This is a genomic window from Brachybacterium sp. UNK5269 (genome assembly GCF_049266655.1).
GTDB lineage: Bacteria > Actinomycetota > Actinomycetes > Actinomycetales > Dermabacteraceae > Brachybacterium.
In genome coordinates, this window is sequence record NZ_CP184883.1 from 2,507,012 (window position 1) to 2,527,355 (window position 20,344).

A 20,344-nucleotide genomic window follows, 5' to 3' on the forward strand; every position below is an offset into this window, starting at 1 on the left:
GGCAGGTGCGTGCGGACCGCTCAGCGGGTCTCGCGGTGGGGCGTCTGCTTGCCGCAGGTCGGGCAGAACTTCGAGAGCTCGAGCCGATCCGGGGTGTTGCGACGGTTCTTCTTGGTGATGTAGTTGCGCGCCTTGCAGTCAACACATGCCATGGTGATCTTGGGACGCACGTCAGAGCTCTTGCTCGCCACGGTTCGCCTCTTTCGTCCGGGTGATGCGCTTGACGGCGCACCTCGTGGGTCCCCGTGCCCGGGGAGGTGGATCTTGCACTCCGGTGCTGACCGGCGTGGTACCGAGGGCGGGGATCGAACCCGCGACCTCACGATTATGAGTCGTGCGCTCTAACCGTCTGAGCTACCCCGGCGTGACCGACGCGGCGGCCCGATCTCGAATGAGACCGGGCCGCCGCATCCATCAGAGCCCTGAAAGGGAATCGAACCCTTGACCTTCTCCTTACCATGGAGACGCTCTGCCGACTGAGCTATCAGGGCAACCCGGTGAACCTTACCCGCCTCGTCGCCGTGAGGCAATTCGGTGGGGGCTTCCGGTGCTTCGGATCACATGGACCCTCCGCAGTGGCAGGTGAGGGATTCGAACCCACGTAGGCAATGCCAGCTGATTTACAGTCAGCTCCCTTTGGCCGCTCGGGTAACCTGCCCCGGACTGCTCCCGCTGCCCGCCCGACCGAGATCGGGTGGCCGCCGGGAGCGGACCTGGAACAGCATACCGAGGCTTCGCCCGGGGCGCGAACCCGCAGGCCGCTCGGGGCGCATGAAGAACCTCACAGGCCCTGCGGCGCCCACCCCACGGGTCGCCGGTGCCTGCCCGGTAACCGGCCGCGCAGCTGCGCGGTGCGGCGCCTCGGGGACAATGAGAGGGTGGCTCGACCCCGAGGCCGCATCCCGGCCGCACAGAGGAAGGATCCGCCGTGGCAGATTCATCGTTCGACATCGTCAGCAAGCTCGACCGGCAGGAGGTCGACAACGCCGTCAATCAGGCCGTCAAGGAGGTCGGGCAGCGCTACGACTTCCGCAACACCGGTGCCTCGATCACGCTCAGCGGGGACGACATCGTCATGACCGCCAACGCGGAGGAGCGGTTGCTCGCCGTGCTCGACGTGCTGCAGACCAAGCTGCTGCGTCGCGGGATCTCGCTCAAGGCGCTGGACATCGGGGAGCCGAAGCAGTCCGGCAAGGAGGTGCGCCTGGTGGCGTCCCTCAAGGAGGGCATCAGCACCGAGGACGCCAAGAAGATCTCCAAGCTCATCCGCGACGAGGGCCCCAAGGGCGCCAAGGCGCAGATCCAGGGCGACGAGCTGCGGGTCTCGTCCAAGAGCCGTGACGACCTGCAGGCGGTCATCGCGCTGCTGAAGGGCAAGGACCTCGAGGTCGCCCTCCAGTTCGTGAACTACCGCTGACGCTCGCGGCGGCGGCCGGGTCCCGGCCGCCGCCCCTCGTCACTGCCCCGGCGCTCACCGCCGCGGACGCCGGAAGGCCCCGTCCCCCACCGCAGAGGGGGACGGGGCCTTCCGGCGTCGGACCAGGTCGAGAGGCTCAGGCCTGGTTCGAGGTGGCGTCCTGCTGCTCGGCGTGCTGGTTCAGCTCGGTGTGCTTGTTCTGCAGAGCCTGCACCAGCTGGTCCACCGTGCCGCTGACGAACTGGTTCCACTCGTCGCGGTACGCGTCGTAGTCCGGGCCGACCCACTCGACCGAGTTCACCACGGTGGTCGCCGCATCGATCGCCTCGAGGACCTGCTGACCGGCCTCGTTGATGCCCTGCGCGACCTCGCGACCCTCGTCCGGATTCATACCCTTGAAAGCCATGACCTACCCCTTTCGCCCCGTCCCGGAGCTCGATGCTGAAGAAAGTGAAGAAGAGAAGCGCCCGAGACTCAGGCGGAGGCCTCGCGCTGCTCCGCAGCGTTGCGGCTCGCGCGCTCGGAGAACTGGCCGGCCTGCTGGACGACCTGCTGGACCAGCGCGCCCACGGTCCCCTCGAACTCGCTCACGTAGCGGTCGCGGTCCTCGCCGGTCCAGTCGAACTCCGCCACGCGGGAGGAGATCTGCTGGTAGATCTGCTGGGTCGTCTCGCCGGCCTCGCTGATCTGCTGGGCCATCCGCTCGACGGCCTCCGGGGTCATGCCCTTCTTCATGGTGTCCTCCATCTGGTTGTGAAAACTGGCCCCACCCACCGGACCCGACCTCCACGGCATCTCACCGCTTCCCCGATCCCTGTCCCCCAGGTGATGTCCCAACCCTAGAGTGCCGCCTCACCCTTGGCGATGGGGACAACTCCCCATGCTCCTCCCCATTCCGTCTGAGCAGCATCGCACCAGGTCAGGGCGCCCCCTCGGGATTTCTAGCGGTGTGGACAAGCGGGCGTCCGCAGCCGCGGCCCGCGCTGGGCGCCGAGCGGCGCCGGCCCTGCCCGCGACGGGAGCGGGGCGGTCCCTGCGCGCGAGTCAGCCGAGGTCCAGGCGCACCGAGTCCTGGATGCCGCGAACGATCTCGATCTCCTCGTCGGCGCGCTCGGCGCCGCAGCTGCCGACGATCTCCAGCACGTCCTTCGCGATCCCGCCGCGGTCGAGGACGGCATAGCGGGCGGCCTGCACGACGGTGGGGCGGCCGGGCTGCGTGTACCCGTACTCGCTGGCGATCCAGGTGGTGCCCTGCCTCTCGAGCTCCCCCGTGCCGAGCTCCTCGAGCTCCGGCAGCGCCGCCTTGCGCTGCTCGAGTCCCGCCCGGGCCTCCGCGAGGCTGAACTCGGGGCCGACGCGCTGCACGGTGACCACCACGTTCGCCCGGAACTGCCCCTCCACCCGGGGCTGCGCGACGGCGACCTGGACGCCCGGGACGGTCAGCGTCTCCCAACCGTCGGGCACCTCCAGGGTGATCCGCGGTGGGCCGGGGAAGTCCGCGCTCGGGAACTCGATGCTCCTGGCCATGGCAACGCTCCGCTCCTCCCACCGACGACGGCGCTCAAGATATCAGGGCCCACGACGGCCCGAGCGGGCTCCCGCTCGGGCCTCCTGCCGGTCGTGGGAGCCGCTCCGCCGCCCTCGGCCGAGGGTCTCAGCTGGAGGAGGTGGACTCCTGCTCGGCGATGTTGCGCTCCGCGGTGTCGCCCAGCTCGGTGACGGCGTTCATGATCTGCTGCAGCGCCGGGACCATCTCGCCCGACCACTGGCCCCGGAAGCGATCCGCATCCGGACCGGTCCAGTCCACCCCCTCGAGACCCGAGGTCAGCTCCTGCTCGATCTGCGTGATCTCCTCCGCCGCCTCGCGCAGCTGCGTCGCCATCCGCCGGACCTCTTCGACGTTCATCCCCTTCGTGGCGTTCACGGTGAGGATCCCCCTTCCTGTGCTCTGGTGCCCGCGCCCCATCCGGTGCACCGGCCTGCTGCCGAAAGTCGACGAGCTCACTCTAGGGCGCGGCGCGGACGCGGACCATGGGGAGGAGTCCCCATGGGGACGACCGCTCCTCCCCTGCCGCCGCGGGCCCCGCTCAGCCGGTCGTGATCTGAGCGACCTGCAGTTTCATCGCCCGGCCGCTGTGGACGAGGAAGCCGCGGCCGGCCGGGAAGTCCGCGCGACGGATCCTCCCCAGCCCGGTGCCGAGCAGGGTGTCGCCGTCCATGTCGCTGGGCTGCAGCAGCAGCCCGCGGCGGCCGGCCTTGAAGGGCTGGGCGAGCACGTACGCCTGCGACCACGAGGCGGACTCGTTCTCGCCGACCACGAACTGGCCCTCCCGGGTGCAGGCCCGGATCAGCTTGTCCAGGTCGTTCTCGACCCCGGTGCCGGTGAAGTCGGCGACGCCGTCGATGAACAGGGCCAGCCGGCCCTCGCCGACGGCGCCGGACTCGATGGTCCCGCGCAGCTGGGCGGCGAGGTCCTTGACGGTCTCCGGATCGGAGGCCTCGACGTCCCAGATCGGCAGACCGGTCAGCGGGGTGCGGCGCGCGGAGAAGCGGACCAGGCGCAGCGGAGCGTCCATCGCGGCCAGGCCGGTGGCGATGGTGAGCATCGCCGTGGTGCGTCCGGAGCCCATCGGCCCGGTGACCATGAAGGCGCCGCGCGGCTCGTAGGTGATCTCGGCGAGGGTCTCGTCGGCCACGCCCAGCACCGGCAGCCCGCCGACCGTCGGCCGCAGCGAGGAGAACTCGATCCGTTCGGGCAGGCGCTCGATCGCGGGGGCCTCCGGCACGCCGGCGCGGCGCATCGCCTCGGCGAGCTTGGTGACCTCACGGGACTGGAGGGCGACGTTGGAGTCGCCGCCGTGCACGGCGACCTGGACCTCGTGGCCGTCCACGATCGCCCGCCCGGGGGGCGAGTTCGTCTCCAGCACGTCCTTCGGCTCGCCGAAGCCGGCGTAGTCGTCGGCGCTGGCCATGCGGTGGACGAGTCGGCGCTGGATGGAGGAGCCGAGCGAGGTCGGGATCGCGTTGGGGCGGTCGCCGGTGACGACCACGTGGACGCCCACCTGGCGGCCGTCGGTCGCGATCTGCACGAAGGCGGTGAACCACTTGGTGAGGTTCGAGTAGTCGTAGGCCTCGCGGAAGGCGGCCATCCCGTCGACCAGCAGCAGGATGCGCGGGGTGTCGGGGGCGTCGGCGAGCCGGCGGTACTCGGCCACCGAGCCGGCGCGGCGCGCCGCGAAGTCCCGGGCCCGCTCGTCGATCAGCGCGCGCAGGGTCCGCAGCAGCCGGATCACGCGCTCCTCGTCGTCGCCGGGGATGATGGAGCCCACATGGGGCAGCTCCTCGAGCATCGACAGGCCCGAGGCGCCGAAGTCGAGGCCGTAGACGTGGACGGGACCGCCGCGCACGGTCGAGGCGGCCGAGATCGCGATCGTGCGCAGGGTGGTGGACTTGCCGGAGCCGCCGGTGCCGTAGACGGCCATGTTCCCGTCGCGGTCCGGGTAGTAGGACAGGGTGGGCTGGGCCTGGTCCTCGGGGACGTCCATCACGCCCAGCAGCAGCTCCTCGTCGGTGCGCCGGCTGGGCAGTCGGGAGAGGTCATAGGCGTCGGCCAGCTCGGACAGCCACGGCTTGCGGGGCGCCGGCACGCCGGCCCGCTCGGCCGCCGCCCGCACCGTGGCGACGACGCGCGAGATGTCGGTGGGGCCGGGGTCCGTGACCTCCCGGGTCGGCGGCGAGGGGATGTCCCACGCCTCGCCGGTGCCGAAGGCCTTCTCGACGATGTCGATCCGCGCCCGTTCGGGCTCGTGGGTGGTCCAGCCGCCGGCGTAGCCGGTCTGGAAGGTGGCGATGCGGCCGGGGCCGGTCTTCGCCGCGGCGCGGCCCGGGATGCCCGGGTCGAAGTGCGCGGCCATCTTGTCGCCGAGGATGTCCTTGGAGTCGGCCTCGTCGGCCATGCGAAGCGCGATGCGCAGGTTGGTGTTGGCGCGCAGGTTGTCCTTGATCACGCCGGCCGGTCGCTGGGTGGCCAGGATCAGGTGCAGGCCCAGGGAGCGGCCGCGGGCGGCGACGTCCACGACGCCGTCCACGAACTCCGGGATCTCCTTGGCCAGTGCCGCGAACTCGTCGACGATGATGATCAGGCTGGGCGGCGTCTCGGGGTCGCCGGTGCGCTCGAGGGAGACGAGGTCCTTCGCCTTCTTCCGGTTCAGCAGGTGCTCGCGGTGGTGCAGCTCGGCGCGCAGCGAGGTCAGCGCCCGGCGCACCAGGTGCTGGGAGAGGTCGGTGACCATGCCGACGGTGTGCGGGAGCTCGGTGGCGTCGGCGAAGGCCGCACCGCCCTTGTAGTCCACGAACAGGAACGTCACCCGGTCGGGGCTGTGGGCGGTGGCCATGCCCATCACCCAGGCCTGCAGGAACTCGGACTTGCCGGCGCCGGTGGTGCCTCCCACCAGGGCGTGGGGGCCGTTGGCGCGCAGGTCGAGGTGGAAGGCGTCCTGTCCGTTGTGGCCGATAAGGCCGCGCAGGTTCGCGTCGTGCTTGCGGCGCCGCGGCGCCGAGCCGTCGCGCGGGGTCAGGGAGCTGTTCTCCTTCCACCGCTCGATGATGTAGTCGGGGTCCTCGGCCATCGCCATGCCGCCGAGCTTGAGGTACGAGATGGCGCGCGGGAGGTCCGAGTCGTCGTCGATCGGGACGCCGGCGTCGACCACCGGGGCGAGGTGACGGGCCACTCCGGCGGCCACCTCGACGGCCACGGTCTCCACGGTGACCGGGTAGAACCGCTCCCCCAGCCGCACCTGCCCGGCGCTCGCCCCCTCCACCGACTCCTCGACGGAGACGTAGGTGCGGCAGGCGGCGGGCAGCGCCGCCACGTTGGGGGCGCACCAGATCACATGGACGCCGACGTCCGGGCCGCGCTCGGCGATGCGCACCAGGCGGGCCCGGTCCACGGGGGCGTCGTCCTCGATGACGACCACCAGGTTCGGGGTCACCGGCTCCGGGGGCAGCGGGGGCTCCTCGGTGATGTCGGCGGTCACCGGGGTGCGCAGCCGGGGCGGGGCCTCGCCCGCCCGCTGCTCGATGAGCTCCTCGATCCGCGACAGCAGGGAGGTCCCCCGCCCGGGGGTGTCGGCGAGATGGTCGCCGGGCAGCGGGGAGTGCGGGCTGGAGGTGTGCGGCAGCCACTTCAGCCACTCCCAGCGCTCGCGGGTCGAGCGCGAGGTGATCGCGGCGATCGCGACCTCCGCCGGGGAGTGGAGGGCGAAGAGCTGGGTGACGATGCCGCGGGCGACCCCGTCGGCCTCGTCCCCGCCGCCGGCGATGCCCAGGCTCCCGGCCTGGCGGAGCTCGGCGACCACCGGCACGCCGGCGATCATCCGGTACTCCTCGTGCAAGTCGTCGAGCATGTCGTAGTACAGCGGGATCGCGTCGTTCTCCGCCGGCATCTCGATGCCCACCCGCGATTCGGCGATGCCCAGGCCCAGCCGGACGCTGCCGAAGGCGCTGTGCTCGGGCCGGTGCGTCCACAGCAGGCGGCCGAGGCGGAACGCCGCATCGACGGTGTCGGCCGCCGAGGGGGCCTCCACCAGGCGCACCGCGCGTTCGAGGTCCTGCGCCGCGGTGACCCGGCGCTTCAGGGAGGCCAGGCCCTCCTCGAAGTTCGCGATCTGCCGTTCGAGGATCTTCTTCTGCTGGTACTTGCGGTTGAGGTATCCCGCCGTCGCCATCATCGGCATCATGAACACGAAGATCAGCGCGAAGGGGCTGCCGGTCAGCGCGAACATGAAGCCGCCCATGAGCAGCGGGGCGAACATCATGAAGACCGGGAAGAACTGCGGGCTGGGCTCCTTCGGCGGCGTCGGCGCCTTCAGCGGCCGGTACGGGAACCGCGGCACCACCCGCGGGGAGCGGTTGAACTCCACCACCGGCGAGCTCGGTGCGGTGCCCCCCAGCCGGTGCAGCGTGATCACCGAGAAGGTGGTCTGCCCGATGAGCACGGTGTCGGCGGGGCCGACGACGGCGCGCTGGACCTGCTCGCCCCCGATCACCACCCCGTTGGAGGAGTGCAGGTCCACGATCTCGATCGAGTCGCCGACGTTGATCCGGGCATGGCGCTTGGAGAGCATCGGGTCGGCGATGCGGATGTCGAGGTCCCCCTCACGGCCGATCACGCTCGAGCCGCTGGGCAGGGGGAACTCCCGGCCGGCCTCGGGACCGGAGAGCACCCGCAGCAGCGCGACGGCGGCGCCGCGCGACTCGGAGCGGGTGGCGTACTCGGTCGAGGAGCGGGCGATGGAGACCACGCTGCCCGAGCGCAGACCCGCCTGGATCAGGTCGATCCCGCGGTCCAGGGAGCGGACCCCGTTCGCACCGGGACCGGCACCGGGGTCCTGCACCTGCAGGGTCAGACCCTCCGGCGCCTCGACCTCACCGCGCAGCGGGTCGGCGACGTAGAGCGCAGTGGCGACGTCGGCGACCGTCGCGGTCGCGTCGGCCGTCACCTCGAGATCCGTCAGCCGATCCTCGGGCCGGCGCAGAGTCAGCTTGATGCGCATCGCGGTTCCTCCCCCTGGCGGGCCCCTCGCCCGCCCTCCGGTGCGCCCCGGGCGGGGCGCACCGTCCTGTCCGTGCTCGAGCGCGTGCCGTGCCTGCGCGCGCCGTCACCGGCCCTGCGGGGCCGGCGGTCGCCTCAGTCCTCGTCCGCGTCGTGCACCTGGTCCAGCAGCGGCAGGTCCTCGGTGGTCACCAGGCGGGAGAAGACCGCATGCTCGACCAGTCGGGCGCGACGGTTGCTCGCGAGCTTCCCGGGGCCGCCGCGCAGTCCGCGCACCCCGAGCCGGTCGAGCTTGTCGCAGACGTTGTCGAGCTTGCGGTTGAACTTCGTCAGCGGCCAGCCCAGCCGTGTGGAGGCCTGGGCCGAGGTCGGCACCGAGCTCATCCCGGAGCCCTCGCGGCTCAGCATCGGCTCGGCGAGGGCGAGGATCAGCAGCTTCTGGCTGGCGGTCAGCTGCACGGAGCCCACCGTGGTCTCCCCCACCGGGTCGTCCGGTCCCGCGATCCGCGCGAACTCCGGCGAGTCCGCGTGGACGGACAGATCGTAGGTGGTCGGTCCGGCGGTGAAGACCACCCGAGTGATGTCGAAGACCAGCGGGATGCGGGCGCCCGGCGCGAGCCAGGCCTGCAGCGAACCGGTGCCGTCGGTGATCGTGGCCGAGAGCCGGGAGCCGATGTTCACCAGCCACCACATCGCATCGACCTGCACGATGGTCAGGAACCGGCGGTGCAGGAAGGGGTTGTCCTCATCGATGGTGAGGTCGGCCTCGCGGCCGATGGTGAGTTCCTGCCCCTCCCCGACGCGGAACCACTCCCCGCAGAACTCGACCGAAATCGTCGACGCCATCCTCAGTCGTCCCCTCGTCGTCGTGGACCATCCGTCACTGCGGAAACCGTACCCGTCGGCTGCTCTAGAGGCATTTCTCCTCCGACGCGCTCGCCAGACCGTCGGGCGTGACGGTCTTGACCTCGACGCAGCGCTCGGGCAGCTTCGGCGGGATCTCCAGGACGTGCGAGTTGCGGCCGTGGACCTCGTGCTGGGCGGCGTAGCGCTCATAGTTGCCCGGGAGGTCCTTCCAGGTGACGATGAAGTAGTCCTCGTCGGTGGCGTCGGCCGGCGGTTCCCAGGAGACCTGGACCCGGCCGGTCCTGCCCCCTCCCTCCTCCGCGGCGATCACCTGCAGGGTGAGGTCCGTCGGCGGACCGGGGGCCTGCTTCGCGTCGGTGACCAGGTTGATCTCCGAGGTCGCGATCGGCGCCGGTTCGGGGACCACGAAGTGGCGCACCGCGAGGGTGGCTCCGACGCCGAGCACGATGACCAGGATCGCGGCCAGGGTCACGAAGGGCCAGACCGGGGTCTTCGACGGTGCGGTGCCCGCCGCCGCGGAGCCCGGCGCGGGCAGCGGCGAGGGGGCCGAGGCGGACGTCAGCGGGGCCCCGGCCGGGCGCAGCACGGTGGACTCCACCAGCGCGTCGGACGCCGCCGCTGCCGGGGAGGCGAAGCCCGCCGGCGTCGGCGAGGTGGGGCCCGGTGCCGCCGGAGCGCCGACCGCCGGCGCGACGCCGGCATAGGGGTCGAGCCGCCGCCTGGTCCCCGGGCCGGTGGTCGCGCCCGCATCGGGGTCGACGGTCGCGACCTTCCGGATCCGGGTGTGCATGTCCAGCTCGTCGTCCTCGGCGCTGTGGGCCGTGGGGGCGACCCGGTCGTCGAGCACGTCCATCTGGGTGACCGGCAGCGAGAGCGAGAGCTCGACCTGCTGCAGTCCGCGGCCGAAGGCGAGAGCGGTGTCGTAGCGGCCGGCGGGGTCCTTGGCCATCGCGATCGACAGCACCCGGTTCAGCTCGGGCGGCACATCGGGGCGGTTCAGCGGGGGCAGCGGCTCGGAGGTGATCCGGTGGATCAGGTCGGAGGCCGTGTTGCGCTGTCCGCGCCGTTCGAAGGGGGTCTGCCCGGCGAGCAGCGAGTACACGGTCGCGGCCAGGGAGAACACGTCGCTGCGCACATCGGCGCGCGGGGGTCGGCGAAGAACTCCGGGGGCGACCACGGGATCGACATGCCCTGGGAGTCCTCGACGTCATGCCCCTGCCCGGTGGCGATGGAGATGCCGAAGTCCGTCAGCGCCGGCCGGTTGTAGTCGGTGACCAGCACGTTCGCGGGCTTGATGTCGCGGTGCAGGATGCCGACGCGGTGCGCCGTCTCCACGGCGCCGGCGATCTGCACCCCGACCCGCAGCGCCTCCGCCACGGTGATCCGCTCCCGCCGGAAGCGCACCCCGTAGTTCGGCTTGGAGCAGTACTCCATGACCAGGTACGGCCGGTGGTCGTCGGAGACCTCGGCCTGGTGGATGGTCACGATCGAGGGGTGGCTCGACATCTGCGCCATCACGTTGGCCTCGGCGTCGAACTGCCGACGCACGGAGTCGTCGAGCACGGTCGACAGCAGCACCTTGATCGCCACCCGCCGCTGCGGGCGGAACTGGCGGTACAGGAACACGTCGGCGAAGCCGCCGGAGCCCAGCAGCTGCTCGTACTCGTACCCGGGCAGCCGCGGCGGCGGGGAGGGCGGTCGCGGGCTCATACCCTCTCCCTGAACGTCAGGTGCACGTCATCCCCCAGATCCAGGTGGTCCCCATCGTGCAGGACCATCCCTTCGCGCGGTCGCAGTCGGACCGGTTCGTACCCCACCCGGTGCAGGGTGGTGCCGTTGGTGGCGCCGAGATCGATGGCGACCACGTGCCAGCCCTCGAGCCGCAGCTCGAGATGCGAGCGCGAGATGTCCTGCTGCGGGCTCGGCACCGTGATCAGCTGCGGCACGTCCTGGCCGCTCACCCGCGAGGCGCGGGGCCGACGGCCGATGACCGCCGAGCGGTCCAGCACGAAGCGCTGACCGCTGGAGACCTCGACGGCGCCCAGCGGGGGCCGGGCCACGGTGCGGGTCTCCCCCTGCAGAGGGGCCCGGCAGCTGCGGCAGGCCTGCCGCTCCGGCGGGTTCGCGTGACCGTTCGGGCACACCACGCCGGGCAGCGTGATCGCTCCGCCGACCACCGGGCGGGGCCGGCCGCCGGCCGGGTCCGGCCGGGGCGCGGACGGTGGGCCCGCCGGGGCGACCGGGTGCGGGGCGCTCGCCTGGCGGTCGGGGACGGGGGCGCGGTCGTGCTGCGGCGCCGGGGCAGGCAGGCGACCGGCGCGCCCCGTCGACCCCGGGCCGGGCTGCGGGCCGGCCTGCCCGGGCTGATGGACCTGCGGGTAGGCAGGCGCGGGAGGGCTGACGGACTCGGCGCGGCGCGCGGCGGTCCGGGCGATCTCCGGGGCGGCGCGGCCGACGCCGGGCACCCAGTCGATGAAGTCGTCGCGGCCGGGTGCGGCGGCCGGTTCGGGTTCGGCCGGCTCGGGCCCGGCGGCCGCCCGGGGGTCGGGCGCGGAGGCCGGCGCCGCCGGAGCCGGGTCCGCCGCCGGGTGCTCCTCGCCCTCGGCGTCCTCCGGCGGGCGCACGGCCGCGTCCTCGATGCGGCGGAAGACGGTCTTGCCGAACAGGTCGTCGTAGGCGCCGGTGCTCTCGAGGTCGCCGAGCACCGGGGTCGCTGCGGCGGCAGGCGCGGGCGGCGCCTCCCGGCGCGGTGCGGCGGACTCCGCCGGACCGTCGTCGATCGGCGTGATCAGGGTGGGCGGCGAGGCGAGCTCGTCGTCGATCGGGGCGATCAGGGTGGGCGGCGAGGAGAACCCGTCGTCGCGCGGGTCCGCGGGGGTGGCCGGCGGCGCGACGGTCGGCGACGCGACCGGGTCGGTCGCCGGCTGCTGCCCTGCCCCGGGGCGGCGCGGCCGGTCGAACAGCGAGGTGCTGACCAGTCGGCGCTTCCCGGCGGACGGCGTCCCCGCGGGAGCAGCCGGCGCCGGGGGCGCCGCGGTGGTGGTGGGAGGGGTCGCCGGCGACGGAGCAGCGGCCGGGGGGACGACAGCCGGCGGCGCCGCAGCCGGGGGCACGGGGCCCGGCGCGGCGGTCCGCTCCGGGGCGGCCGGTGCGGGCGGTGTCGGGGCCGCACCGGAGAAAAGGCCCTCGAAGAGGTTCGGCCCGGCCGGGGCGGGGGCGGCGGGGCCGGCGGGCGCTGCTCCCCGCGCCAGGGACGGCGGCATCTCGCCGGAGGCGCGGGTGACCAGCGACGGCTTCCGCCGCGGTGCGGCGCTCGGGGCGGGCGCCGGCCGGGGGCGGGCCGTTCGGTGCGCCGCGTCGCCGCCGCGGGGTCCTCGATGGAGCGCCCGTCCTTCTCGACCTGTGCGGCGAGCGCGGCCCGCTCCGCCGCCGCGAGCGTGGCGGGGTCGACGGTGGTGTGCACGAAGCCGCGCACCGGGACGATGCCGGCCGCCACCCGCGGGGCGCCGATCGGATCCTCCGCGGGGAGGTCGCCGAAGGCGGTGCGTCGGACCCCCTCGACGGTGCGCAGGACGAAGGGCTCCTCCTCGGTGCCGGCGATCCGCTGGGCGCCCTGCGCGGTGTAGACGGCGAGGGGTGTGGTGCCCTTGACCCCGAAGGTCGCGGTGGTGCCGTCGTAGAAGGCGAACAGGAGCGCGGTCAGGGCGTCGGCGCCGGCCAGCTCCCCTGCCTCGACCAGCTGGTCCAGGAACTCCTCGGGGGCCGGGCGCCGGCCCAGCACCTCCCAGGCCGCCTCGGTGACGTGCTTGCGCAGGCCGGGCACCAGCACCACCCAGGCGCCCTCCCGCAGCACCAGCGTGGCCGGTCCCTGCCGGGTCCAGGTGCCCAGGCCGAGCAGGGGCCCGCTCCCGGCGTCCGTCGCCTCGTTCACCGCGGCCCGCCCCCGGCGATCGGTCGCGGCAGGGTGTCCTCGTCGATCTCGAAGGGGTCCTGCGCGGCGCGGCCGGAGCCTGCGGTGTTCTCCGTCGCGAGCGACCGGCCCACCACCTCCACCGCCTCGACCACCACCACGCTGACGTTGTCGTGGCCGCCGCCGTCCAGGGCCAGACCCACCAGGTCCGCGCTGATGGTGCGGACGTCCGCAGGGCTGCGCAGGACCCGCTCGATGGCGGCGTCGGTGACCTCGCCGGTCAGTCCGTCGGAGCAGACCAGCATCCGGTCGCCGGCCTCGGCGGGGATCAGCCAGTAGTCGGGATCGGACTCGGGGCCGGCGCCGAGCGCCCGGGTGACCATGTGGCGGTAGGGGTGGACCCGGGCCTGCTCGGGGGTCAGCTCACCGGCATCCATCAGCTCCTGGACCACCGAATGATCGACGCTGACCTGCTCGAAGATCTCCCCGGAGAGTCGGTAGACGCGGGAGTCGCCCAGGTTCAGCACCACCCAGTAGCCGACGCCGTCGAGCACCATGGTCGCGACCACCGCGACGGTGGTGCCGGCACCTGCGGTCGACTCGCCGACGAGCTCCCCGATCCGCCGCGCCGCGGAGCGCAGCGCCTCCCCCAGCTGTTCGACGGTGACGTTCTCCTGGATGGTGAGCTTCTCGAACTCCTCGACCGCGATGGCGCTGGCGACCTCCCCGGCGTTGTGGCCGCCCATGCCGTCGGCGACCAGGTACACCGGGGAGGCCTCGAGGAGGCTGTCCTCGTTGGTGGCGCGCACGTGCCCCACGTGGGTGGCCGAGGCGGAGACGACGCGGATCGTGCCGGGCAGGTCGGGATCCGACAGGGAGCGGTCGATCACTGCTCCCGCTCCACGGTCAGCGTCCGATCCCCGAGCGTCACCTGTGCCCCGGAGGGGAGGACGGTCGGGGTGCTCGGCACCAGGTGGTCCCGGGAGCCGTCCTGGTGCAGGATCGTCGAGCCGTTGGTCGAGCCCAGATCGGTGACGAGCACCTCGTCGCCGGTGCCGTCGATGAGCAGATGGGTCTTGGAGACCGACCGGGTCTCGTCCTTCAGCACGAACACCAGCTCGTCGCCGGGGGCCGCGGGGTTGCGTCCGACGACGACCGCCCGCTCCACGACGCGCTCGGCGCCGTCGTCGGTGACCAGGCGCAGCGTCCTGACCGCCGGCAGCCGGAGCGGGGAGATGCGGGTCTGCTCGAGATCGGCCGCAGGGTCCTCCGGCAGCGACATCCGGGTCTGCTCGTCGATGCCGGCGGAGTCCGGCCACGCGTCCTCGGTGAGGTCGCTCGGTGCACCGGACGGCTCGGGGACGCTGCGGGGGGCCGGCTCCGGGCGCGCGGGCTGGTGCGGGGCGGGCTGGTCCCAGGACTGCGGCGGCGCGACGGGCTGGTCGAAGGAGAGCGGCTGCGACGGAGCGGGCTGGTCCCAGGGCTGCGTGTGCGCGGCGGGCCGGTCCCATCCCGGCTGCGGGACGCTCTGGTCCCTCGCGGGCTGCGAGGGGCTCTGCCCCCAGGCGGGCTGCGGCGCCGGCACCGGGTCCACGGCGGGCGGCGCCCAGGGATCGGCCGCCTCCGCCGGGGCCGCGTCGTGCGCCGGGGCGACCGGCGGCGCGTAGGCGCCGGCGGCGCTCTGCTGATCGCCGCCCCAGGCACCGGAGGTGGGCGGCTGCGCCGAAGCGGGCTCGCTCCTCCAGGCCGCCCCGGGCTCGGCGAGCAGGTTCTCGTGGGCGGACACCGCGACGGAGGACCGGCCGAGGTAGTGCTCGGGATCGGCGCGCTCGAAGTCATCGGTGCGCGGGACCAGGGGGTTGCGTCCGACGTTGACGTCCACCACCACCGAGCCGATCGCGCGGTCGTGGAAGCCCCGCAGGCGCTTCTTCGGGTCGATGAAGATCGACAGCGCCATCACCAGCGGGATCAGTCCGTAGATCAGCCAGCGTCCCAGCGAGCGCAGGAAGCCGAGCCGGCCGCCCTTGGCCGTGTCCGCGACCCGCAGGCCGAGGATGAGCTTGCCGAGGGAGAAGCCCTTGGCGCCGACCAGCCAGATGATCAGCAGGACGTACGCGACGGGCAGCGCGGTGCCCACGCCGATCAGGATCAGCGGCAGCGGGCCGACCGTCTCCGCGGTCAGCACCAGGGCCAGGCCGATCGCCAGCGGCACCGTCACCAGGGTGCCGATCACCGCGTCGATCACCGCGGCGAGGAAGCGCTTGAGCGGTGCCGCGGGAGTGCAGCCGTCCAGCGGCTGCTCCATCGGGGCTCCCGCCGCGGGGGCCTGGGGGGCAAGGGCGGAGGCCGGGGACCCGGGGCCGCTCATCATCCCCGGCGCGGAGCCGGGACCGGACTGCTGCATCGGTGGCGGGGTGACCATCCGCTGATCGTACTGGTGCGCGGTCCGTAGTGCCGTCGCCCCCGGGGGCGGCGTCCGCAGCGATTCCCGGGAGATGATCTCGATGCCGTCGTCCTCAGCGGCCTCCTCCTCCGCAGCGCCGCGGTCCCGCCGGCGCGGCGTGGGCGCCTGCGACCATGCGCCCGGGGCGTCCGTGGCCCGGCGCTCGTACGGGGAGGCCTGGTAGCGCGCACCGCACTCCCCGCAGATCGCCGCCCCCTCGCTCAGCAGGCTGCCGCAGGTGCTGCAGTACCGCGTCCCGCTCATCTGGTTCGACCCTTCCTCGGTGACGACGACGCCCTGGACCCGCTGCGCAGCCAGGAGCGACGGCGGCCCGCCTGCTCCGCGCGCCGCAGCGCCTTCTCCCGGGCCCGGGTCGTGGCCCGTCGGCGCCGGCTCTCGGCGCGGCGGTCCTGCGCCCGTCGTCGGAAGGAGCGCAGGGAGATCGCGGCGCGCAGCCGCCGGTGCCACGGCATGGCAGCGGTCATGCTACGCCGCGCCGCCATGACCTGCGTCCAGTACTCCTGGACCGCGTTCTCCGGGAGGTCGTCGGGGCCGAAGACGGCGCGGTCCGCGCGGGCGGCGAGGACCGCGGCGCCCAGGGCCGGGAGCTCGGCCTCGAGCCGGGCGGCGGTCTCCGCCCGGGTCAGCATCGCATCCGGCGGCCGGCCCAGATCGGTGAGCAGGTCGAGGACCTCCTGCCAGCCGCCGTCGATGCGCACCGGCCGTGGGCCCCGGCTGCGACGGCGGTCGCGTCGCACCCGCTTGGCGATCACGATCCCCAGGCCGGCGAGCAGCGCCAGCACGACCGGGATCAGGCCGAGTCCGAGACGGACCACCCAGGAGGCGGTCTCCTCGAGGTCCTCGTCGTCCTTCTCGGTGTCCTCGCTCATCGCGCCCGGGGGCGGGCTGGGCGGCTCGGCGGGCGGCGGGGGCGGCTGGGCGACCTGCGGGAGCGGCTTGTCGACCTCCTTGGGCTGCGGCTGGGTCGGGTCCTCGTCCTCGTCGGGGGCCGGATCGAAGCGCACCCATCCGATGTCGGTGAAGGCCACCTCGACCCAGGCGGTGACGTCGTCCCCGGTGATGGGGACGGTGCCCTCCTGGCCCTCGGGCACCTCGAAGCCCATCACCACGCGGGCCGGGATGCCGATGGACCGGGCCATCGCCGCGGTGAGCGCGGCGTACTGCTCCTCGTCGCCGATCCTGCCCAGCGGCTGGGCGTCGGGACGCTCCTCGTCGAAGCTGACCTCCTCGAGCATCGCGAGCAGGCGGCTCGCGCCGTGCCCGGAGAGGGAGGCGGTGTCGTCGTCGAGCCCGTGGGAGTAGTAGGCGTCGGCCTTGATCGAGCGGGAGAGGTTCTGGAACCGCTCGTAGTCCGAGTCCGAGGAGCCGGCCCATTCCTCGGCGATCGGCGCCAGCTGCTCCATCGGCGCGTTCTCGGGCAGGCTGATCTCGGCGAAGGACGCGCTGCGCTGCTGCTCGGCGGTGGGCTCGGCATAGGGCTCGTAGCGCAGCTCGTAGGTGTCACCCGAGCGCACGCCCAGGGCGTTCACCGCGGTCTGCGCCTGCTGGTTCAGGAACAGGTTCTCCGCCGTGGCGCCGGAGCGGTCCGCGGGCATGCCGCCGATGTCGATGCGGTTGGTGCGGGCGCCGACGGTGGGCAGCCAGACCCCGCTGTACGCGCCGACGGTCACGGACGAGGTCCGCTCCCGGGCGCTGCCCTCGTGGAGGTCGACCCCGGGCGCGGTGCGCAGGAACGCCCCGGAGGGGTCGTCCTGGTCGGTGCTGCTGGCGACGTTGTAGACCTGCAGGTCGTAGCAGTCCATGGTCGCCAGCCGGATCTTCTCGCCGCTGCTGACGCCGGAGACCCGGAACAGCTCCTCTTGACGCTGGTCCTTGAGGTAGCCGCGGAACTCGGTCAGCGGGGAGACGTACTGGCGCGGGTCGAAGGGCGGGGAGATCTCGTCGCGCACGGCGTAGCGGATCGTGCCCGGCGGGGGATCCAGCAGCGACTGGGCCCCGAGCGCTCCCCCGCCCGCGATCGCCATGATCACGGCCCCGCCGATCACCCGTCGGCGCAGCACCGGGTTCTTCCAGGAGCCCGGCCGCACCGTGTCGGAGATGATGGTGGACTGGGCACCGGCCAGCCGGGCCCCCTCGAAGCGCCAGGTCAGCCAGGCCATCGAGACGATCGCGTAGAGCACGCCGCGCACCACCGGCCAGGGCGCCTGGTCGGTGCCGACCACGACCGTGAGCAGGACCAGGGCCAGCGGGAACAGCCAGGCCAGCACGTACAGCCGGGTGCGCAGCACGGTTGCCGCCGCCAGCAGGCTCAGCAGCAGCACGCTGATCCACACCACCGCCAGCACGCCCTGCGCGGCGCCGACCGGAGGCGCGACCGTGAGGACGGACTTCCAGCTGGTCACCGGGGCGCGCAGCAGCTCCCACAGCGAGCCGGGGGTGGGGATGAGGCCGAAGAGCGCCCGGGTCGGGGCCGCGACCATGGAGCCGAGCAGGAAGTACGCGCCCAGCAGCAGCGCGCTGGTGCGCAGCGCCCCCCAGCGCCAGCGGGCGCCGACCAGGGCGATCAGGATGCCCAGCACCAGGGCCATGATCCCGGTCAGCAGGTACTGGATCCCGCCGTAGACGCGGTCGAACCCGAGGATCGCGAGCAGGAAGAGGGAGCCGAGGACGAGCAGGTCCACCGTCCGTCGGCCGTTGCCGACGGTGGAGAAGTAGGAGGTGGGGCGCGCGGCGCCGGTGGCGGTCATCGTCCCACCGCCCGCAGCGCCCGGGCCAGGGTGTCGAGGGACCCGAGCGTGACCACGTCGAGTCGGCCGATCGCCGAGCGCTGCACGGCCGCGTCGGCCACGCAGCGGATCGCCACGGCGATCACCCCGATCGGCAGCTGGTTGGCGGCGGAGTTCAGCTCCTTGGCGGTGGTGTGGGAGCCGACCACCATCATCACGGCGGAGGCGTTCGGGGCGAGGTCGGCGGCCTTCTGACCGAGCTCATGGAAGGGGATCCGCTCCTTGAGCTGGCCGACCACCGTGTAGTCGTCCATCATCTGGCGGAAGTTGGCGGCGTTCTGCCGCGCCTCGAAGGTGAAGGGCGTCAGCTCCTTCTCCTCCCGGACGGTCTGGGTCGAGATGGAGGCCGCCACCGAGACCGCGAGCTCGAACTCGTCGTCGTCGGCGTAGTGCTCGGCGAGGTTGTCCAGGGCCACCACCACGTGGGAGCGCCGGGTCTCCTCGAACTGGCGGACCATCAGCCGGCCGGTGCGGGCGGTGGTGCGCCAGTGGACGTGGCGGCGGTCGTCGCCGGGGGCGTAGTCGCGCAGGGCGTGGAAGGCGATGTCGGAGCTGGACAGCGCGGAGGAGGGGGTGCCCTCGAGGTCCCGCAGGAAGCCGCTGGCGGCCTCGTCGAGCCGCACCGTGCGGGGGTGCACGAACAGCTCCTGCTCCTTCGCCCACGTCACCTGGCGGCGCATCAGCGACAGCGGGTCGTCGCGCACGGAGCGGACCGGGCCGACGACCAGCACGGCGCGGCGCCGGGTGGGCACGGCGAACAGCTCCTCGTGCGCGGCGTCGGCCGGCAGCCGCGGCACCAGGAACTGGGCGGTGGCGGAGCCGACGGCCAGTTCGATGCGCGAGGGCAGGATCATCCGCTGGGTGGGGTTGGCGACCTCGATCCGGCCGACGGCCCGGGTGCCGACCACCACGCGGTGGGTCTGCAGGTCCAGCGTGACCCGGTAGGACGCCTTGCCCAGGACGAACAGCGCGGCGATCGCCAGCGGCACGGTCAGCGCGAGGGCGATCACGTTCAGCTCGGTGATGTGGAGGCTCAGGCCCACGCTCCAGCAGAACACCGCCACCGCGAGCACCGCCCAGCCGATCGGGGAGATGACGTCGAGCACCGGGTGCAGGCGGCGCAGCCAGAGCTCGACGAGGCGGTCGCGCAGGGCGGCCGGACCGGTGCGCGCGGTGCCGGCGGCCGTCCCGGGCTCCTCGGTGCTGCTCGCTGCGGTGCCGGTCGTGGCGCCGCGGGCGGCGGCGCGGGCGTCCAGGCGCTGCCGACGGGACGCCGCCCGGGCCGAGGCTCGGGCGGCGCCGCGGCGCTTCTTCGCCAGCGCCTTGGCGGCTCTCGCGTCGGCCGTGTCGGCAGGCAGGGAGGTCTCGGGGCTCATGCCGACTGCTGCCGCGCCTGGGGCGGCGCCACCTCGCTGAGGATCCTGGTCATCACGCTCTTGGCGGTGGTGCCGGCGAACTCGGCCTCGGGGTCGAGCACGAAGCGGTGCAGCCAGACGGGGGCGACGAGGTGCTTGACGTCGTCGGGGATGACGTAGTGGCGACCGTTGACCGCCGCCCACACCTTGACCGCGCGCATCAGCGCCAGCGCGCCGCGGATGGACACGCCCACGCGCACCTCTGGGGCGAGCCGGGTCTCCTCCATCAGGCGCGAGACGTACTCGAGGACCGCCGGGTCCACGTGCACGGTGGAGGCCAGTGCGGTCATGTCGTAGACGGCCTGGAGGGAGATGCGCGGGGAGAGCTGCTGGCTGCGGTCGCGCAGGGCCGAGCCCTGCAGGATCTGCACGCTCGAGGCGTGATCGGGGTACCCGATGGAGGTCTTCATCAGGAAGCGGTCCAGCTGGGCCTCGGGCAGCCGGTACGTGCCGGCCTGCTCGATCGGGTTCTGGGTGGCGATCACCAGGAACGGTTCGCCGACCTCGTGGGTGACGCCGTCGACGGTCACCCGTCCCTCCTCCATCACCTCGAGCAGCGCCGACTGGGTCTTCGGGGAGGCGCGGTTGATCTCGTCGGCGAGCACGATGTTCGCGAACACCGGTCCCTTGTGGAACTCGAAGGCCTTGGTGTTCTGGTCGTAGATCGTCACGCCGGTGACGTCCGAGGGCAGCAGGTCGGGGGTGAACTGGATGCGGGTGCTCGCCCCCTGCACGGTGGCCGCGATCGAGCGGGCCAGCGAGGTCTTGCCGGTGCCCGGGGCGTCCTCGAGCAGCACATGGCCGGGAGCCATCATCGCGGTCAGCACCAGGCGGACCACCTCGTTCTTGCCGAGGACGGCCTGGCCGACGCTCTGGACGAGCTTGTCGAAGGTCTCGGCGAACCAGCGGGCCTGTTCGGGGGTCATGCTCAC

At 73.1% G+C, this 20,344-nt stretch carries 17 protein-coding genes and 3 tRNA genes; 1 reads left to right on the forward strand and 19 read right to left on the reverse strand.

Annotated features, from left to right (window positions below; all coding sequences use genetic code 11):
- Positions 1–20 precede the first annotated feature (20 nt).
- From rpmG to ACOJUI_RS11755, 4 genes are all read right to left on the reverse strand, one after another.
- Positions 21–152 (reverse strand): 50S ribosomal protein L33, encoded by a 132-nt coding sequence (rpmG, locus tag ACOJUI_RS11740; protein WP_422117662.1) that lies wholly within the window; start codon positions 150–152, stop codon positions 21–23.
- Positions 153–287: 135 nt separating this feature from the next.
- Positions 288–364: transfer RNA gene (locus ACOJUI_RS11745), tRNA-Met, on the reverse strand.
- A gap of 54 nt (positions 365–418) precedes the next feature.
- Positions 419–491, reverse strand: a tRNA-Thr gene (locus ACOJUI_RS11750).
- Between the two features lie 85 nt (positions 492–576).
- Positions 577–658 (reverse strand) — tRNA-Tyr (locus ACOJUI_RS11755).
- Between the two features lie 270 nt (positions 659–928).
- Here ACOJUI_RS11755 and ACOJUI_RS11760 point away from each other — a divergent pair.
- Positions 929–1,417: a YajQ family cyclic di-GMP-binding protein gene (locus tag ACOJUI_RS11760; RefSeq protein ID WP_422115141.1), complete on the forward strand. Its 489-nt coding sequence runs from the start codon at positions 929–931 to the stop codon at positions 1,415–1,417.
- Between the two features lie 136 nt (positions 1,418–1,553).
- Here ACOJUI_RS11760 and ACOJUI_RS11765 read toward each other — a convergent pair whose 3' ends face one another.
- The 15 genes from ACOJUI_RS11765 to ACOJUI_RS11835 all read right to left on the reverse strand — a co-directional run bounded on the left by ACOJUI_RS11765 (position 1,554) and on the right by ACOJUI_RS11835 (position 20,344).
- Positions 1,554–1,823, reverse strand: a complete 270-nt coding sequence (locus ACOJUI_RS11765; RefSeq protein ID WP_422115142.1) for a hypothetical protein — start codon at positions 1,821–1,823, stop codon at positions 1,554–1,556.
- Positions 1,824–1,891: 68 nt separating this feature from the next.
- The gene (locus ACOJUI_RS11770) at positions 1,892–2,152 is read right to left on the reverse strand and encodes a hypothetical protein (protein ID WP_422115143.1); all 261 of its coding nucleotides are present in this window, start codon (positions 2,150–2,152) and stop codon (positions 1,892–1,894) included.
- Positions 2,153–2,461: 309 nt separating this feature from the next.
- Positions 2,462–2,944 (reverse strand): hypothetical protein, encoded by a 483-nt coding sequence (locus ACOJUI_RS11775; protein ID WP_422115144.1) that lies wholly within the window; start codon positions 2,942–2,944, stop codon positions 2,462–2,464.
- Positions 2,945–3,071: 127 nt separating this feature from the next.
- On the reverse strand, positions 3,072–3,341 hold the full coding sequence (locus ACOJUI_RS11780; protein ID WP_422115145.1) for a WXG100 family type VII secretion target: 270 nt from the start codon (positions 3,339–3,341) through the stop codon (positions 3,072–3,074).
- A gap of 163 nt (positions 3,342–3,504) precedes the next feature.
- The gene (locus ACOJUI_RS11785; protein WP_422115146.1) at positions 3,505–7,971 is read right to left on the reverse strand and encodes an FtsK/SpoIIIE domain-containing protein; all 4,467 of its coding nucleotides are present in this window, start codon (positions 7,969–7,971) and stop codon (positions 3,505–3,507) included.
- A 134-nt stretch (positions 7,972–8,105) separates the two neighbouring features.
- Positions 8,106–8,816 (reverse strand): hypothetical protein, encoded by a 711-nt coding sequence (locus ACOJUI_RS11790; RefSeq protein WP_422115147.1) that lies wholly within the window; start codon positions 8,814–8,816, stop codon positions 8,106–8,108.
- Positions 8,817–8,880: 64 nt separating this feature from the next.
- Positions 8,881–9,960 (reverse strand): hypothetical protein, encoded by a 1,080-nt coding sequence (locus ACOJUI_RS11795; protein ID WP_422115148.1) that lies wholly within the window; start codon positions 9,958–9,960, stop codon positions 8,881–8,883.
- Entirely contained in the window at positions 9,870–10,547 is a 678-nt protein-coding gene (locus ACOJUI_RS11800) for a serine/threonine-protein kinase (protein WP_422115149.1), read from the reverse strand. The genes ACOJUI_RS11795 and ACOJUI_RS11800 overlap by 91 nt, the downstream gene beginning before the upstream one ends.
- Positions 10,544–11,542, reverse strand: a complete 999-nt coding sequence (locus ACOJUI_RS11805; protein ID WP_422115150.1) for an FHA domain-containing protein — start codon at positions 11,540–11,542, stop codon at positions 10,544–10,546. The genes ACOJUI_RS11800 and ACOJUI_RS11805 overlap by 4 nt, the downstream gene beginning before the upstream one ends.
- A 125-nt stretch (positions 11,543–11,667) precedes the next feature.
- Positions 11,668–12,768, reverse strand: coding sequence for a hypothetical protein (locus ACOJUI_RS11810; protein WP_422115151.1), 1,101 nt, complete (start codon positions 12,766–12,768; stop codon positions 11,668–11,670).
- Positions 12,765–13,637: a PP2C family protein-serine/threonine phosphatase gene (locus ACOJUI_RS11815; protein ID WP_422115152.1), complete on the reverse strand. Its 873-nt coding sequence runs from the start codon at positions 13,635–13,637 to the stop codon at positions 12,765–12,767. Before ACOJUI_RS11815 ends, ACOJUI_RS11810 begins: the two co-directional genes overlap by 4 nt.
- Complete coding sequence (locus tag ACOJUI_RS11820; RefSeq protein WP_422115153.1) at positions 13,634–15,454, reverse strand: RDD family protein; 1,821 nt, start codon at positions 15,452–15,454, stop codon at positions 13,634–13,636. Before ACOJUI_RS11820 ends, ACOJUI_RS11815 begins: the two co-directional genes overlap by 4 nt.
- Positions 15,451–17,958 (reverse strand): transglutaminase-like domain-containing protein, encoded by a 2,508-nt coding sequence (locus tag ACOJUI_RS11825; protein WP_422115154.1) that lies wholly within the window; start codon positions 17,956–17,958, stop codon positions 15,451–15,453. The genes ACOJUI_RS11820 and ACOJUI_RS11825 overlap by 4 nt, the downstream gene beginning before the upstream one ends.
- Positions 17,955–19,373: a DUF58 domain-containing protein gene (locus tag ACOJUI_RS11830; protein WP_422115155.1), complete on the reverse strand. Its 1,419-nt coding sequence runs from the start codon at positions 19,371–19,373 to the stop codon at positions 17,955–17,957. The genes ACOJUI_RS11825 and ACOJUI_RS11830 overlap by 4 nt, the downstream gene beginning before the upstream one ends.
- Positions 19,370–20,344, reverse strand: a complete 975-nt coding sequence (locus ACOJUI_RS11835; RefSeq protein ID WP_422115156.1) for an AAA family ATPase — start codon at positions 20,342–20,344, stop codon at positions 19,370–19,372. The genes ACOJUI_RS11830 and ACOJUI_RS11835 overlap by 4 nt, the downstream gene beginning before the upstream one ends.